This window comes from Pseudacidovorax intermedius (assembly GCF_001476815.1).
Lineage (GTDB): Bacteria > Pseudomonadota > Gammaproteobacteria > Burkholderiales > Burkholderiaceae_C > Xenophilus > Xenophilus intermedius_A.
Window position 1 is genome coordinate 1 of the sequence record NZ_LDSL01000040.1, and the last position, 15,118, is coordinate 15,118.

At 70.4% G+C, this 15,118-nt stretch carries 14 protein-coding genes; 3 read left to right on the top strand and 11 right to left on the bottom strand.

Going from position 1 to position 15,118, the window contains the following annotated elements; genetic code table 11:
- A partial coding sequence (locus NS331_RS06070) for an amidase (protein ID WP_058641116.1) occupies positions 1-1,263 on the top strand: 1,263 nt, incomplete at its 5' end.
- A gap of 47 nt (positions 1,264-1,310) precedes the next feature.
- On the opposite strand, the gene NS331_RS06075 is transcribed toward NS331_RS06070, so the two are convergent.
- The 3 genes from NS331_RS06075 to NS331_RS06085 are packed head-to-tail and all read right to left on the bottom strand — an operon-like array spanning position 1,311 to position 5,767.
- On the bottom strand, positions 1,311-2,891 hold the full coding sequence (locus tag NS331_RS06075) for a phage tail sheath family protein (protein ID WP_242873668.1): 1,581 nt from the start codon (positions 2,889-2,891) through the stop codon (positions 1,311-1,313).
- 21 nt (positions 2,892-2,912) lie between these two features.
- Positions 2,913-3,851 (bottom strand): 2-hydroxyacid dehydrogenase, encoded by a 939-nt coding sequence (locus tag NS331_RS06080; protein ID WP_058641145.1) that lies wholly within the window; start codon positions 3,849-3,851, stop codon positions 2,913-2,915.
- A gap of 26 nt (positions 3,852-3,877) precedes the next feature.
- Entirely contained in the window at positions 3,878-5,767 is a 1,890-nt protein-coding gene (locus NS331_RS06085; protein WP_058641118.1) for an ABCB family ABC transporter ATP-binding protein/permease, read from the bottom strand.
- A gap of 77 nt (positions 5,768-5,844) precedes the next feature.
- On the opposite strand from NS331_RS06085, the gene NS331_RS06090 reads away from it, so the two are divergent.
- A complete protein-coding gene (locus NS331_RS06090) occupies positions 5,845-6,267 on the top strand; it encodes an acyl-CoA thioesterase (RefSeq protein ID WP_058641119.1) in 423 nt (140 codons plus the stop codon).
- Between the two features lie 58 nt (positions 6,268-6,325).
- On the opposite strand, the gene NS331_RS06095 is transcribed toward NS331_RS06090, so the two are convergent.
- Complete coding sequence (locus NS331_RS06095; protein WP_058641146.1) at positions 6,326-6,916, bottom strand: TetR/AcrR family transcriptional regulator; 591 nt, start codon at positions 6,914-6,916, stop codon at positions 6,326-6,328.
- Between the two features lie 97 nt (positions 6,917-7,013).
- Here NS331_RS06095 and NS331_RS06100 point away from each other — a divergent pair, with 97 nt between their 5' ends.
- On the top strand, positions 7,014-7,544 hold the full coding sequence (locus tag NS331_RS06100; protein ID WP_058641120.1) for a DinB family protein: 531 nt from the start codon (positions 7,014-7,016) through the stop codon (positions 7,542-7,544).
- Between the two features lie 151 nt (positions 7,545-7,695).
- Here the strand turns inward: NS331_RS06100 and NS331_RS06105 are convergent, their stop codons facing one another.
- From NS331_RS06105 to NS331_RS06135, 7 genes are all read right to left on the bottom strand, one after another.
- Complete coding sequence (locus NS331_RS06105; RefSeq protein WP_058641121.1) at positions 7,696-8,460, bottom strand: enoyl-CoA hydratase; 765 nt, start codon at positions 8,458-8,460, stop codon at positions 7,696-7,698.
- Between the two features lie 25 nt (positions 8,461-8,485).
- A complete protein-coding gene (locus NS331_RS06110; protein ID WP_058641122.1) occupies positions 8,486-9,088 on the bottom strand; it encodes a 2-hydroxychromene-2-carboxylate isomerase in 603 nt (200 codons plus the stop codon).
- Positions 9,089-9,161: 73 nt separating this feature from the next.
- Positions 9,162-9,905, bottom strand: a complete 744-nt coding sequence (locus tag NS331_RS06115) for an SDR family oxidoreductase (protein WP_058641123.1) — start codon at positions 9,903-9,905, stop codon at positions 9,162-9,164.
- A gap of 35 nt (positions 9,906-9,940) precedes the next feature.
- Positions 9,941-10,771 (bottom strand): acyl-CoA thioesterase, encoded by an 831-nt coding sequence (locus NS331_RS06120; protein ID WP_058641147.1) that lies wholly within the window; start codon positions 10,769-10,771, stop codon positions 9,941-9,943.
- A gap of 130 nt (positions 10,772-10,901) precedes the next feature.
- Positions 10,902-12,104 carry an acetyl-CoA C-acyltransferase gene (locus tag NS331_RS06125; RefSeq protein ID WP_058641124.1) on the bottom strand — a complete coding sequence of 401 codons (1,203 nt, stop codon included), beginning with the start codon at positions 12,102-12,104 and terminating at the stop codon, positions 10,902-10,904.
- Positions 12,101-12,523, bottom strand: coding sequence for an endonuclease domain-containing protein (locus NS331_RS06130; RefSeq protein ID WP_058641125.1), 423 nt, complete (start codon positions 12,521-12,523; stop codon positions 12,101-12,103). The genes NS331_RS06125 and NS331_RS06130 overlap by 4 nt, the downstream gene beginning before the upstream one ends.
- Before the next feature lie 64 nt (positions 12,524-12,587).
- Complete coding sequence (locus NS331_RS06135) at positions 12,588-14,999, bottom strand: 3-hydroxyacyl-CoA dehydrogenase/enoyl-CoA hydratase family protein (protein ID WP_058641126.1); 2,412 nt, start codon at positions 14,997-14,999, stop codon at positions 12,588-12,590.
- Positions 15,000-15,118 lie beyond the last annotated feature (119 nt).

Consider the following 15,118-nt stretch of genomic DNA (forward strand, 5'->3'; position numbering starts at 1 on the left):
GATGCGCAGCTCGCGCGCGGTGAGCGCCTGGGCTGGATGCACGGCTTTCCACTGGCGGTGAAGGACCTGAGCCATGCCGCCGGCCTGCCCACCTCGATGGGCTCGCCGCTGGCACCCACCGGCCCGGCGCGCCACGACAGCCTGCACGTGGCGCGCGCCCGCGCCGCCGGCGCCATCGTCATCGGCAAGAGCAACACGCCGGAGTTCGGGCTCGGCTCGCACACCTACAACACCGTCTTCGGCACCACCCGCAACGCCTGGGACGACAGCAAGTCGGCCGGCGGCAGCAGCGGCGGCGCGGCCGTGGCGCTGGCCCTGGGCATGCTGCCGGTGGCCGACGGCAGCGACATGATGGGCTCGCTGCGCAACCCCGCGGCTTTCAACAACGTCATCGGCTTCCGGCCCTCGCGAGGGCGCGTGCCGGGCTCGCCGGACGAAGACCTGTTCTTCAACCAGCTGAGCACCGAAGGCCCGATGGCGCGCACCGTGGAAGATGCCGCGCGCCTGCTGTGCGTGCAGGCCGGCGCGGACCGCCGCGTGCCCCTGTCGCTGACCGACGCGCTGCCCGATGCCGACGAACTCGACCTCGAGGTGGACGTGCGCGGCCTGCGCATCGGCTGGCTGGGCAGCCTGTGGCCCGACCTGCCCGTGGACCCGGCCGTGATGGCGACCTGCGAGCAGGCGCTGGGCGTGTTCCGCGACATGGGCTGCGAAGTCGACGCCTGCCGGCTCGACGTGCCGCGCGAGCAGAACTGGCAGGCCTGGCTGCGGCTGCGCCAGCTGCTGGTGGGCGGCAAGCTGGGCACCCTGGCCGCCGACCCGCGCCACCGGGCGCGCATCAAGCCCGAGGCACTGTGGGAGATCGACCAGGCCCGAAACCTCGATGCCGCCTCGCTCTACCAGGCCTCCACCTGGCGCTCGAACGTCTACCGCGCCTTCGCCCGCCTATTCGAGCGCTTCGACGCCGTGGTGGCGCCGACGGCGCAGGTCTTTCCCTTCGATGCCGAGCGGCACTGGCCGGACGAGGTGGCCGGCGTGAAGAGCCAGACCTACCACCACTGGATGGAGATCGTCACGCCCTTCACGCTGGCGGGGCTGCCCACGCTCAACGTGCGCGCGGGCTTCGGGCCGCAAGGCTTGCCGATGGGCCTGCAGCTGGCCGGCCCGGCCAACGCCGACCTGGCGGTGCTGCAGCTGGGCCATGCCTACGACCAGGCCTGCCCATGGTCGCGCTGGCATGCGCCGGTGCTCGGGCAGGTCTAGCGTCCGCGCCAGGCCCTACCTTCGCCGGGCACGGCGGCGACGGGCGCTCAGGACTTCTGCATCTGCTGCTGGAAGGTGATCTCGATGAATTCCGCCGGTCGGCGGAGGGCGACGAGCACGGTGATGCGCAGGACGCCCTCCAGGACATCGTCGGGCGTCATCGTCTGCCCCAGGCCCACCTGCACGCTGAACGCGTCCTCGGGCGTGGCGCCCATCAGGCCGCCGTGCTGCCAGACGCCGGTGAGGTAGCGGGCGATCATGGCCTGGAGGGTCGTCCAGGTCGCCACGGTGTTGGGCTCGAACACGAAGGCCTTGGTGGCAAGCTTGCAGCTCTCCTCGAGCATGATCATCGTGCGGCGCAGGTTGACGTCACGCCAGTCGAGGCTGTTGCCGTCGAGGGTGCGTGCCCCCCACACGAGCACGCCCTCGCCGGTGAAGCTGCGGATGGCGTTGATGCTCTTGCCGGAGAGCGGAGCACGGAGATCTTCCTGCTCGGCGCCGGAGATGGCGACCGCCGGCGCGAGCACCCCCGCCATGGCGATGTTGGCCGGCGCCGCCCACACACCGCGCGCGTGGTCGACTGCGGTGTACAGGCCGGCCATCGCCGCCGACGGCGGCATCAGGTTCATCTGCCGCAGCGCCTCGTCGCGGACCCGGGCGTAGAGCGTGCTCATCGCCAGCAGCGATTCGTCCCGTTCGATGCGGCGCGTCCCCGGATCGACCTGCGCTTTCGCCACGTCGGCAAGGGCCTGCCTTTGCGGCTCGGCCTGCGGGTCGCCGACCGGGCGCGTGTCCAGTTGCAGCGCGTCGCCGATCAGCGCGGCCAGCTCGGCCGTGTTTTCCACCATCCAGTAGCGGAAATCGCTGGTCTGCATCAGTGTGGTGTGCACCCACGGGTAGTAGGCCGCGCCGAAGTCGAGGAAATTCGGGCCAAGGGCGTTGCGGAAGCTGTCGATGCAGTCGCCCGCGGGGTCCTGCCGGCTGCAGTCGCCGCCCCATACATCGAGGATGGCGAAGCGGTTGCGCATCTCGCCGCCGCAATGCATGAGCATCGCAGCTTGAACCGCGGCACAGTCCGCGCTGGGAAGCGATACCGCATCGGGCACCACCACCAGGGTCGGCTCCTGTTCCTTGAGCAGCAGCGCGATGCCATCGATCAGGCTGCGGCCGTCGATCTCCGGCGCGCTCGCCGCGTCGCCGTACACGCCCACACTGACCACGTAGCAGGGCCCGCCGCCGTTCTGGAAGAAGTGGCGCATCGCGGCGTGCATCCGGTAGCCGTGGCCCGCCTTGCCCGCCGCGCGCGTCAGTCGGTAGGTGCGGCCCTGGTGCTCGAAGGTGCTGACCTGCGGACGCGGACCCCTCATGTCGATGGCGGGTGACGGGTCGGCCGTCGGGTCGTCGACCACCTTCAACGTGAAGCAGGGCTGCGGCGGTCCGCCGAAGTACTGCTCGAATTCCGTCATCGACGCGATGGGCCAGGGCTTGCGCACAAGCGCTTGCCCGTCGTTCCCGGCCTTCTCGGCCTTCTCGGTGTAGCCGATGAATGCCGCCACGGCGGTGGCGACTTCCACGACGGTGTTCGGGAACGCGGTCTTCTCGACGACGTACACGCCGGGCGTCTTCATCAAGGCCATACCGCTGGCCGCTCAGATGGGCGACACCACGCCCCGCCCCGCGAAATGCCCTTCGGCATTGGCCATGAAGCGATCCACGCTGCGCTGCACGGCCTCGGGCGACCAGCCCGCCATGTGGGGCGACAGCACGATGTTGGCGAGGCCGACGAGCGGCTCCGGCCGCTTCGGCTCGCTCTCGTACACGTCGAGCGCGGCGCCGGCAATGGTTTCGCTGCGCAATGCCGCGGCCAGCGCCTCGGTGTCGACCAGGCTGCCGCGGCCCACGTTGACCAGGTAGCCCTGCGGGCCCAGCGCCTCGAGCACGGCCGCATTCACCTTGTGCCGCGTGGCCGCGCCGCCCGGGGCCGCGCACACCAGCACGTCGCACCAGCGGGCCAGCTCGGCCAGGTCGTCGAAGTAGCGGTGCGGCGAGCCTTCCACCGGCTTGCGGTTGTGGTAGCCCACCGGCATGTCGAAACCGGCCGCACGGCGCGCCAGCTTGGCGCCGATGGCCCCCATGCCGAAGATGCCCAGGCGCCGGCCCTCGAGCTGCGGCGGCATGGTGAGCACGTCGCGCCACACGCCCTCGCGGCACAGCCGGTCGCGTTCGGGAATGCGGCGCACGATGGCCAGGATCAGGCCGAAGGCATGGTCGGCCACCGTGCTGTCGTTGGTGCCGGCACCGTTGGCGGTGGCGATGCCGCGTGCGCGCAGCACGTCCATGGGCAGGCCCTCGTAGCCCACGCCCATGCAGCACACCAGTTCCAGCGCCGGCATGGCCGCGATCTCGTCGGGCGTGAGGCCCAGGGTGCCGATGGTGAGCACGGCCCGGATGTCGCGGCCCCGGCCGGCGACGGCGGCAGCACGCTCCGCCGGCGTGGGCGCATACACGAGGTCGTAGACGGCGCCGATCTGCTGCAGATGTTCGGGCGTCTGCTGATTGAGGACGAGAAGGGGGATCTTGGCGGACATGGTGGCGAAGGAAAGCAAGAAGCGGTTCAGGCAGGCTGCGCGGCGCCATCCTGCGATGCGGCCAGCGTGGCAGGGGCGGCCTCGGGCAGGCGCTCGTTCTGTTGCAGCGACCACATGCGTGCATACACACCGCCCCGCGACAGCAGCTCGGCATGGGTGCCGCGCTCGACCACCTGGCCGGCGTCGAGCACCAGGATCTCGTGCGCATCCACCACCGTGGAGAGCCGGTGCGCGATCACCAGCGTGGTCTTGCCGCGCGCGGCGCTGGCCAGCTCGGCCTGGATGGCCCGCTCGTTGGCGGAGTCGAGGGCCGACGTGGCCTCGTCGAAGATCAGGATGGGCGGGTTCTTGAGCAGCGTGCGGGCGATGGCCACGCGCTGCTTCTCGCCGCCCGACAGTTTGAGCCCACGCTCGCCCACCGTGGTGTCGTAGCCCTTGGGCGTGGCGGCGATGAAGGCGTGGATGCGCGCCGCGCGGGCGGCGGCCTCCACCTCGGCCGGGCTGGCATCGGGCCGGCCGTAGGCGATGTTGTAGCCGATGGTGTCGTTGAAGAGCACCGTGTCCTGCGGCACGATGCCGATGGCGGCGCGCAGGCTGTGCTGGGTCACGTCGCGGATGTCCTGCCCGCCGATGCGGATGGCGCCGCCGCCCGTGCCGGCCGAGGCCGGATCGACGTCGTAGAAGCGGTAGAGCAGCCGCGCCAGCGTGGACTTGCCCGCGCCCGAGGGGCCGACCACCGCCACCGTCCTGCCGGCCGGAATGGTGAAGCTCAGGCCGCGCAGGATGGGCCGCGCCGGCTCGTAGGCGAAGTGCACGTCGTCGAACTGCACGTCGCCGTCCGGATGACGCAGCGGGCGCGCGCCCGGCGCATCGGCCACCTCGCGTTCGCGCTCGAGCAGGGCGAACATCTTCTCCAGGTCCACCAGGCTCTGCTTGATCTCGCGGTAGAGCACGCCCAGGAAGTTGAGCGGGATGTACAGCTGGATCATGAAGGCATTGACCATGACCAGGTCGCCCAGCGTCATGCGTCCGTCCACCACGCCCTGCGTGGCGCGCCACAGCATGGCCACCAGGCTCAACGCGATCAGCATCTGCTGCCCGGTGTTGAGCAGCGACAGCGTGGTCTGGCTGCGCACGGCGGCGCGGCGGTAGCGCTCCAGCTGCTCGTCGTAGCGGCGCGCCTCGAAACCCTCGTTGTTGAAGTACTTGACCGTCTCGTAGTTCAGCAGCGAATCCACGGCCCGGCTCTGCGCTTTGGCCCCCAGCTCGTTCATGCTGCGGCGGAACTGCGTGCGCCACTCCGTCACCCACACCGTGAAGCCGATGTAGACCACCAGCGCCGAACCCGTGATGGCCACGAACCACCAGTCGAAGCGCACCCCCAGGATGCCGAGCACCAGCACCAGCTCGATCAGCGTGGGCACGATGCTGTAGAGCGAATAGGAGATGAGCGAATGCACCGCCTGGCTGCCGCGCTCGATGTCGCGCGTCATGCCGCCCGTCTGCCGCTCCAGGTGGAAGCGCAGCGACAGGCCGTGCAGGTGGCGGAACACCTCCAGCGAGATGCGCCGCGCCGCCCCCTCGGTCGCGCGGGCGAAGACCAGCTCGCGCAACTCGGTGAAGAGCGAGGTGGAAAAGCGCAGCAGCCCGTAGCCCACCAGCAGCGCCGCCGGCACGACCAGCAACGCCCGCGGGTCGCCGGGCTGCAGCGTCATCGCATCGACCAGGTGCTTGAGCAGCACCGGCACGCTGACGTTGGCCAGCTTGGCGCCGACCATGAAGAGCAGCGCCGCGAGCACGCGCCACTTGTAGGCCCAGAGATAGGGAAAGAGGCGCCGCAGGGTGGCAGCATCGCTGCGTGCGGGCGCAGGCGCGCCCGGCTCGGCAGCGGGCGGCAGGGAGTGGGCAGGTCTCATCGGGGGCTTCTGGCGCGGCTGGCCGGGGCCGAGTCGCATGCGGGACAATCCGCGGCGTTGTTTTCCCGGATTGTCCAATGACCGCCCCGACCGCCGCCCCTGCCGTCCTCAAAAGCCTGCCCGCCGATATGGAGCTCGTGCTCAAGGTGATCCCGATGCCGGGCGACACCAACGGCAACGGCGACATCTTCGGCGGCTGGGTCATGGCCCAGGTCGACCTGGCCGGCTCGGTGATCCCGGCCCGCTATGCGCAGGGCCGCATGGCGACGGTGGCGGTCAACGAATTCATCTTCAAGCAGCCGGTGCGCGTGGGCGACCTGCTGTCCTTCTACGCCGCCGTCACCCGCGTGGGCCGCACCTCGGTCACGGTGAAGGTCGAGGTCTTCGCCGAGCGCATCCGCCAGCAGGGCGAGTACGTGAAGGTGACCGAGGCCTCGCTCACCTACGTGGCCATCGACGAGAACGGCCGGCCGCGGCCGGTGGTGCCGCCCAAGGGCTGAGGCTCCGCCGCGCAGCAGGGCCCGCATTGATTTGCGGGCCCATGTCGGCCCCAGCCCGTCAGCCCCCGCCGGGCACCAACTGCGCGCAGATGAGCCTCACCAGTTCGCGCCGCAGTCGCGGCGACTGCAGCGTGCCGCGGCGCGCCGCGTTGTGGATCACGCCGTCCACTGCATCCGCCAGGACCTGGGCCCTTGCCCGGCGCGACGCCTTCGGCCCGCCGGCGGACTGTCCGGCCAATACGTCGTAGCCGGCCAGAAGGCGTGCCTCGACGTCGGCCTGCGCCGCATCCCCCGGCGCATGGCGCGGCGACGCATCGAGCAGCACGCGATGCAGCCCGGGATGGACGCTGTGGGCGGCGACCAGCCCGCGCACCAGCAGGTCCGCCCGCCGCGCGAGCGGCTGCGTGCCGGCCAGCGCCCGGTCCATGGCGGCGAGCACGTCGTCGGTATGGGCGCGGCGCACGGCGTCCACCAGCGCACGCTTGTCCGGAAAGTACTGGTAGAGCGAGCCGATGCTGACGCCGGCCAGCGCTGCCACCGCATTGGTGGTGAAGCCGGCCCAGCCGCGCTCGCCCAGAATGCGAGCCGCCGCCGTCACGATGGCCTGCACCGTGGCCTGCGAACGGGCTTGGCGCGGGGACTTGCGCATGGCGGAGGGCACGGCAGGAATGCGAGTGGACACGGGTGCGGCCTCCTTCGAAGATGCGAGCAATCTACTCGCATTTCTCTTCACTGGAGCGATACCCATGGACGCCCTCCCCTTGCTGCGCGCGCTGTTCCACCATCAGGTCTGGGCCCATGGTGAACTGTTCGATGCCGTCGCACTGCTCGACCCGCGGATGCACCCGGACGAGCGCGAGGCCGCCCTGCGCCTGCTCGGCCACGTGCACGTGGTGGCCCGCATCTTCGAGGCGCACCTGCAGGGCCTGCCGCACGGCTACGACGCCGACAACACGCCACAGACGGCCGAGCTGGATGCGCTGCGGTCGGCGATGGCCGCGTCCGACCGCTGGTACCTGGACCATCTGGCGAGCGCCACGCCCGGGCAGCTGGCACGGCGCCGCACCTTCGTCTTCACCGACGGCGACCCGGGCTGCATGTCGGGCGCCGAGATGCTGCTGCACGTGGCCACGCACGGCACCTACCACCGCGCGGAGGTGGGCCGCATCCTTCGCGACGCCGGCATCGTGCCGCCCTGGGACACCTTCGCCGTGCACCTGCACGCGACCCAGCCCGCCCGCCGCCGGCAGGCGCTAGACGCCACCCACACCGCGTGAATGCATCTCCAAAGATCGAGTGGCCGCGGAGCAGGCCATGCGCGGGCACCCGGGGAACTGGCTTCGCCAGGCCACTGGGTGCGCCCCCCTCCAAGCCGAAGGCGCCAGGGAGGGGGGAGCCGCGAAGCGGCATGGGGGGTGTTCTACTTCCTCACACCTTGCTGAAGTCCGGCCGGCGCTTCTCCATGAAGGCCGTGAAGGCCTCGCGCGCGGCGGGTTCGCGCAGCATGCGGCCGAAGCTCGCGCCCTCCTCGTCCATGCGCTCGACCACGGCGGCGGACTGGGTCTTCTTGAGCAGGCGCTTGGTCTCGATCAGCGCCGACAGCGGCTTGGCGGCCAGCTTACGGGCCTGCTGCTGCGCATAGGCGTTGCACTCCGTGGGCGGCAGCACGCGGTTGACCAGGCCCACTTCCAGCGCGGCCTCGGCCATGAAGGGCTCGCCCAGCAGCAGCGCCTCGGCCGCGCGGTGGTAGCCGAACATCTGCGGCACCAGCAGGCTCGACGCCGCCTCGGGGCACAGGCCCAGGTTGACGAAGGGCATGGAGAAGGCCGCGTTGTCGCCGGCGTAGACCAGGTCGCAGTGGAAGAGCAGCGTGGTGCCGATGCCCACCGCCGGGCCGCAGACGGCCGCGACCACCGGCTTGGGAAAGGCCGCAATGCCGCGCAGGAAGCGGAACACCGGCGACTCTTGGGTCGACGGCGGCTGGTTGAGGAAATCGCCGATGTCGTTGCCGGCCGAGAAGATGGTGGCATCGCCCTGGATCAGCACGCAGCGCACGGCCGCGTCGTCGCGCGCGGCATCGAGTGCATCGGCCAGCGCGGCATACATGCGGCTGGTGATGGAGTTCTTCTTGTCGACGCGGTTGAAAGTCAGGGTGGTCACACCCGCTTCGGTGTGGACGAGGATGTCGCTCATGGTGCTTGGGAGGTGAAAAGAAGAATCAATGGGGGGTCAGGGCGTCGCGCACGAAGTCCAGCCGGTCCTGGCCCCAGAACATCTGCTCGCCGACGAACATCGTCGGCGCGCCGAACACGCCGCGCTCCACGGCCTCCTGCGTGGTGGCCTTGAGCTGGTCCTTGACGTCCTGGCGGGCCAGCAGCGTCATGAACTCGGCCGCATTGAAGCCGGCGGCGGCGAGCACGGCTGTCAGCTCGCCCACGTCGCCCAGGTTGCGCGGCTGCGCCCACATGGCCTCGAACACGGCCTGCGCATAGCCCTGGAAGCGCTCAGGCCGGTGCATCTGCATCGCCGTGGCGCCGCGCATCAGCGTCAGCGTGTTGATGGGGAAATGCGGATTGTGCGCAAAGGGCACGCCGGCGCGGCGCGCGAAGCGCTGCAGGTCCTCGCGCATGTAGCGGCCCTTGGCCTCGACCTCGGCCGGCGAGCGATTGCCGGTGGCCTGGAACACGCCGCCCAGCAGCATCGGCCGCCAGACCAGCTCGGCGCCCGTGTCGGCGCACACATGGGGCAGCTGCATCCAGGCCAGGTAGGCGGCCGGGCTGCCGAAGTCGAAGAAGCATTCGACGCGGGCGGGAGCGGTCATGGGAAGTCTCCAGTCGTTCTCGTGGGGGTGCCGCAATGATGCCGGGCCGGCCCGGTTGCTGCGCAGCCGGCGCTCAGAAATTCTCGATCCACGGCCGCAGGTCCAGCTCGTGCGTCCAGGCATCGCGCGGCTGGCGGTGCAGCATCACGTAGGCCTGGGCGATGTGCTCGGGGTTCAGGATGCCGTCGTCGGCCTTGCGCGCATAGCGCTCGGGGAAGTTGCTGCGGATGAATTCGGTGTCGATGGCACCGTCGATGATGGTGTGCGCCACGTGGATGCCCTGCGGCCCCAGTTCGCGCGCCATGCTCTGGGCCAGCGCCCGCAGCGCCATCTTGGCGCCCGAGAAGGCGGCGAAGTTGGCGCCACCGCGCAGCGAGGCCGTGGCGCCGGTGAACAGGATCGTGCCACGCTGCCCGCCGGCCGGCAGCGGCCGCGCCACCATGCGTTTGGCCACCTCGCGGGCGTTGAGGAAGCCCGAGAAGCAGGCCATCTCCCAGACCTTGAAGTACTTGCGCGCCGTCTCGCTGAGGATGCTCTCGGGCACGTTGGCGCCGATGTTGAACACCATCACCTCGATGGGGCCGACGGTGGCTTCGATCTGCGCGACCAGGGCGACGACCTCGTCCTCCCTGCGCGCGTCGCTGCCGAAGGCATGGGCGGTGCCGCCGTCGGCCTGGATCTGCGCCACCAGCGGTGCCAGCTTGTCGGCGCTGCGGCGGGTGACGCAGGCGGCATAGCCTTCGCGCGCGAAGGCGCGGGCGATGGCGCCGCCGGTGGCGTCGCCGGCACCGACGATCAGGGCTGCGGGCTGGGGCATGGTGGCTCCTGGCGATGGCGGAACGCGCGGGTGCGCTATTCCTTGTAGTAGACGATCTGATGGCTGGTGGCGAGCAGCAGCCCGGCCTCGCTCCAGAGCTGCGCGGTCTGGTCGAAGAAACCGTTGCGGAACTGCTGACCCGTGGCGCGCCCGAGCAGATGGCCATGGCCCACCTGCGCCAGTTCGGCCGCGCTGGCATGGAAGTAGGTGGTGATGGACACGGTGCCCGCCGGCACCGGCCGGGCACGCCGCAGCCAGGCACGCGGGTAGAACACATCGCTCATCGCCGCCAGCGCGGGGAAGTCCAGCGTGCGCGGTTGCGCGTCGCGCACCCAAATCAGCGTTTCGCTGTGGTCGCCGGCATCGTTCCATTCGCGCGGAATGCCGCCGCGGATGGGCCGCATGTCGTACTGGCCGACCCAGGCCACGCCCTTGGGGCCGGCGACCATGCCGGGCACGTCTGCCGGGGCCGGCACCTGGGGCATGGCGAGGTCCGTGGTGCTCCAGGTCTGCCGCCGCAGCGCCGTGACGGCGGTGGCCGTGGTGTTGGGCTGGGGCCGGCCTTCCTCGCCGGCCTGGCTGAGCGTGAGCGTCCAGTGCTGCGTGGAGCGGTTGGTGCGCACCGGCACCGCCTGCACCTGCAGCGCGCCCTCGGTCACGGCCGCCGCGTAGTTGACCGTGAGCGCGATCGGCTCGCCCAGCCGGTCCGGATGCTGCATCACGGCCTGCAGCAGCAGCGCCGCCGTCGTCCCGCCGAAGGGCCCGACCATGTTCCAGTAGTCGGGACTGGTGGCCCCGGTGAAAAGCCCGGACTGGATGTCGCTGTGCGACAGCGCGAGGGCACGATCGAGCGGGTGGTCGTTCATGGCGGCAGTGTGCATAAAGCGACGGAGCGCGCGAGTCGTGTGCGGGACGCGCCGGCCTCCGGAGGAACCCGCAGCCGCCGGCCGCTGCCGACGGGTCGGCGCGGGCGCCGGCCGGTCGGCCGGCGCGCGCTCAGACGCGCTCGAAGATGCCGGCCGCGCCCTGCCCCATGCCCACGCACATGGTCACCATGCCGTACTTGAGCTGCCTGCGGCGCAGCGCATGCACGACGGTGGCCGCGCGGATGGCACCGGTGGCGCCCAGCGGATGGCCCAAAGCGATCGCGCCGCCCATGGGGTTGACCTTGGCCGCGTCCAGACCGAGCGTGTTGATGACGGCCAGCGACTGGGCCGCGAAGGCCTCGTTCAGTTCGAACCAGTCGATGTCGTCCTGCTTGAGGCCGGCATAGCGCAGCGCGGCCGGGATCGCCTCGATGGGGCCGATGCCCATGATGGCCGGCGGCACGCCCTTGCTGGCGAAGCTGACGAAGCGCGCCAGCGGCTGCAGGTCGTACTTCTGGCAGGCGGCCTCGCTCGCCAGGATCAGCGCACCGGCGCCGTCCGAGGTCTGCGAGCTGTTGCCGGCCGTCACCGTGCCGCGGGCGGCGAACACGGTGCGCAGCTTGGCCAGGCCCTCCAGGCTGGTGTCGGGCCGCGGGCCCTCGTCCAGGCTGACGGTTCGCGTCTTCTCGGTGGTCTCGCCGCTGGCAGCGTCGAAGCCGCGGTCGGTGACCTCGATGGGCGTGATCTCGTCGGCGAACTCGCCGGCCTGTTGGGCGGCGACGGCGCGGCGGTGCGATTCGAGGGCGAAGGCGTCCTGCGCCTCGCGGCTCACCTTCCACTGCTGCGCCACTTTTTCCGCCGTCAGGCCCATGCCGTAGGCGATGCCCACGTCGCCGTCGCGCTCGAAGATGGCGGGCGACAGCGAGGGCGCGTTGCCCATCATCGGCACCATGCTCATGCTCTCGACGCCGGCGGCGATCATCACCTCGGCCTCGCCCACGCGGATGCGGTCGGCCGCCATCTGCACCGCCGACAGGCCCGAGGCGCAGAAGCGGTTGACGGTGATGCCGCCCACGCTGGTGGGCAGGCCCGCCAGCACGGCAGCGATGCGCGCCACGTTCAGGCCCTGCTGCGCCTCGGGAATGGCGCAGCCGCAGACGATGTCCTCGATGGTCTGCGGATCGAGCCGCGGCACCTGCGCCAGCGCTGCCTTCAGCGTGGTGGCCAGCAGGTCGTCCGGCCGGGTGTTGCGGAAGAAGCCGCGGTGCGACTTGCCGATGGGGGTGCGCGTGGCGGCGACGATGTAGGCGTCTTGAACTTGCTTGCTGCTCATGCCGGGGCTCCTGGGTGTTGGGCTCCTTCCCCCGCTGGGGGAAGGCTGGGATGGGGGCTCGCCTGCACCGCCAGCGATGCCAGTCGCAGGGCAATGGCGTGCAGAACACCCTCTGGATTGATGAAGGGTTCGTTGGAAGCGAAGCGAAGGACGGCGAATCCTTGCGCCTCGAAGAAGGCATCGCGTGCCTGGTCGTACGCGCGCTGCTGCGCATGCTGCGAACCGTCCAGTTCCACGATCAGCTTCGGCGCCAGGCAGGCGAAGTCCGCGATGTACGGACCGAGCGGATGCTGCCGCCGGAACTTCACGCCCAACTGCTCGCCGCGCAGAGCCGACCACAGGCGACGCTCGGCGTCGGTCATTGCGGTCCGTAGGGCGCGCGCGTGGATGCGGACGGCGGGGGTGGATTGGTTCTGCATGAGCGGTGGTGTGGCACTGGCCCCCATCCCTGCCTTCCCCCAAAGGGGGAAGGAGCAAGGCGGGTCAGTTACGTACCGGCTTGCCAGTGGACAGCATCCCCATGATCCGCTCCTGGGTCTTGGGATGCTGCACCAGCGCGCAGAAGGCTTCGCGCTCCAGGCGCATCAGGTACTCCTCGGTCACCAGGGTGCCGGGGTCCACGTCGCCGCCGGTCACCACGTGGGCGATCAGGCTGGCGATGTGGAAGTCGTGCGCGCTGATGAAGCCGCCGTCGCGCATGTTGACCAGCTGGCCCTTGATCGTGGCGGCGCCGCTGCGGCCGGCCACGCGGAAGGGCTTCGCCAGCGGCGGGCGCCAGCCGGCATCGCTCATGGCCTTGACCTGGCCGATGGCCACGTGCAGCAGCTCGTCCTTGTGCGGGACGATCACGTCGCCCTCGATCAGGTAGCCCAGCTTCTTCGACTCCAGCGCGCTGGTGCCCACCTTGGCCATGGCGGCGGCGGTGAAGCCTTCGGTGAGGAAGGGCAGCAGGTCGGTGCCGGTGGAGGCGGCGGCGTTCTCGGCCGCGCGGCGGGCGATGTAGGTCAGGCCGCCGGCGCCGGGCACCAGGCCCACGCCCACTTCCACCAGGCCGATGTAGCTTTCCATCGCGACCACGCGGCGGGCGCTGTGCACCGCCAACTCGCAACCACCGCCCAGGGCCATGCCGCGCACCGCGGAGACCACCGGCACGCTGGCGTAGCGGATGCGCAGCATCACGTCCTGCAGCGCCTGCTCTGCGCCCTCGATGGCGCCCACGCCGGCCACCACGAAGGCGGGCAGCATCGCCTGCAGGTCCGCGCCGACGGAGAACTTGTCCGACGGCGACCAGATCACCAAGCCCTGGTACTCGCGCTCGGCCAGCGCCACGGCCTCGGCCAGTGCTTCGGCCACGTCGGGGCTGATGGCGTTCATCTTGGAATGGATGCTGGCGATCAGCACGCCCTCATAGCCCGGGCGGTCCAGCGTCCAGACGCGCACGTCGCCCTCGTCGCTGATCGTGGTGCCGGACTCTTCGACGGCCTTGGCGCCGCTGCCCAGCACGCTTTCGGGGAAGAGCTGGCGCGCATGCACCGGCAGGCGGCGCTCGGGCACGAAGCGCTGCTCGGCGGCGCTCCAAGAGCCTGCGGGCGTGTGCACGCCGCCGGCCTCGGCCACCGGGCCTTCGAACACCCACTTCGGCAGCGACGCCTTGGCCAGCGCCTTGCCGGCGTCGATGTCTTCCTGGATCCACTGCGCCACCTGCGACCAGCCGGCCTCCTGCCACAGCTCGAAGGGGCCCTGCTTCATGCCGAAGCCCCAGCGCATGGCGAGATCCACGTCGCGGGCGCTCTCGGCGATGTCGGCCAGGTGCAGCGCCGCGTAGTGGAAGCCGTCGCGCAGGATGGCCCACAGGAACTGGCCCTGCGGCCCTTCGCTCTCGCGCAGCAGCTTCAGGCGCTGGCCCGCCGGCTTCTTGAGCATGCGGCCGTAGACCTCGTCGGCCTTCTGGCCCGCAGGCACGTAGTCGCCCGATTCCAGATCGAAGCGCAGGATGTCGCGGCCCGCCTTCTTGTAGAAGCCGCCCTTGGTCTTCTGACCCAGATGGCCCAGCTCGATCAGCTTGGCCAGCACCGGCGGCGTGGCGAAGTTGGGGTAGAACGGATCGGTGGCTTCGCTCAGGTTGTCCTGCAGCGTCTTGACGACGTGGGCCATGGTGTCCAGGCCCACCACGTCGGCCGTGCGGAAGGTGCCCGAGCTGGCGCGGCCCAGGCGCTTGCCCGTCAGGTCGTCGACCACGTCGAAGGACAAGCCGAATTTCTCCACCTCCTTCATCGTGGCCAGCATGCCGGCGATGCCGATGCGGTTGGCGATGAAGTTGGGCGTGTCCTTGGCGCGCACCACGCCCTTGCCCAGCGCGGTAACGGCGAAGGCTTCCAGGTCGTCCAGCACCTGGGCATTGGTGGTGGGCGTGGGGATCAGCTCCACCAGCGTCATGTAGCGCGGCGGGTTGAAGAAGTGGATGCCGCAGAAGCGCGGGCGGATGCTCTCGGGCACCGCCTCGGCGAGCTTCGTGATGGACAGGCCCGAGGTGTTGGAGGCCAGGATGGCATGCGGCGCGACGTGGGGCGCAATCTTCTTGTAGAGGTCGAGCTTCCAGTCCATGCGCTCGGCGATGGCCTCGATGACGAGGTCGCAGTCGCCCAGCAGGCCCAGGTGCTCTTCGTAGTTGGCGGCCTGGATCAGCGCCGCGTCCTCGGCCACGCCCAGCGGCGCGGGCTTGAGCTTCTTGAGGTTGTCGACGGCCTTGAGCACGATGCCGCTCTTGGGCCCCTCTTTCGCAGGCAGGTCGAAGAGGATGACCGGCACGCGCACGTTGACGAGATGGGCCGCGATCTGCGCGCCCATCACGCCTGCGCCGAGGACGGCGACTTTCTTGACTTGGAATTTGGACATGGTGGTGGGGGTGTCTTGGACCGTTGGTGCACCACAAACCGTTCGGGCTGAGCCTGTCGAAGCCGAGGCGCCAGGGCGGCCCTTCGACAGGCTCAGGGCGAACGGCTGGGGTGACTCAT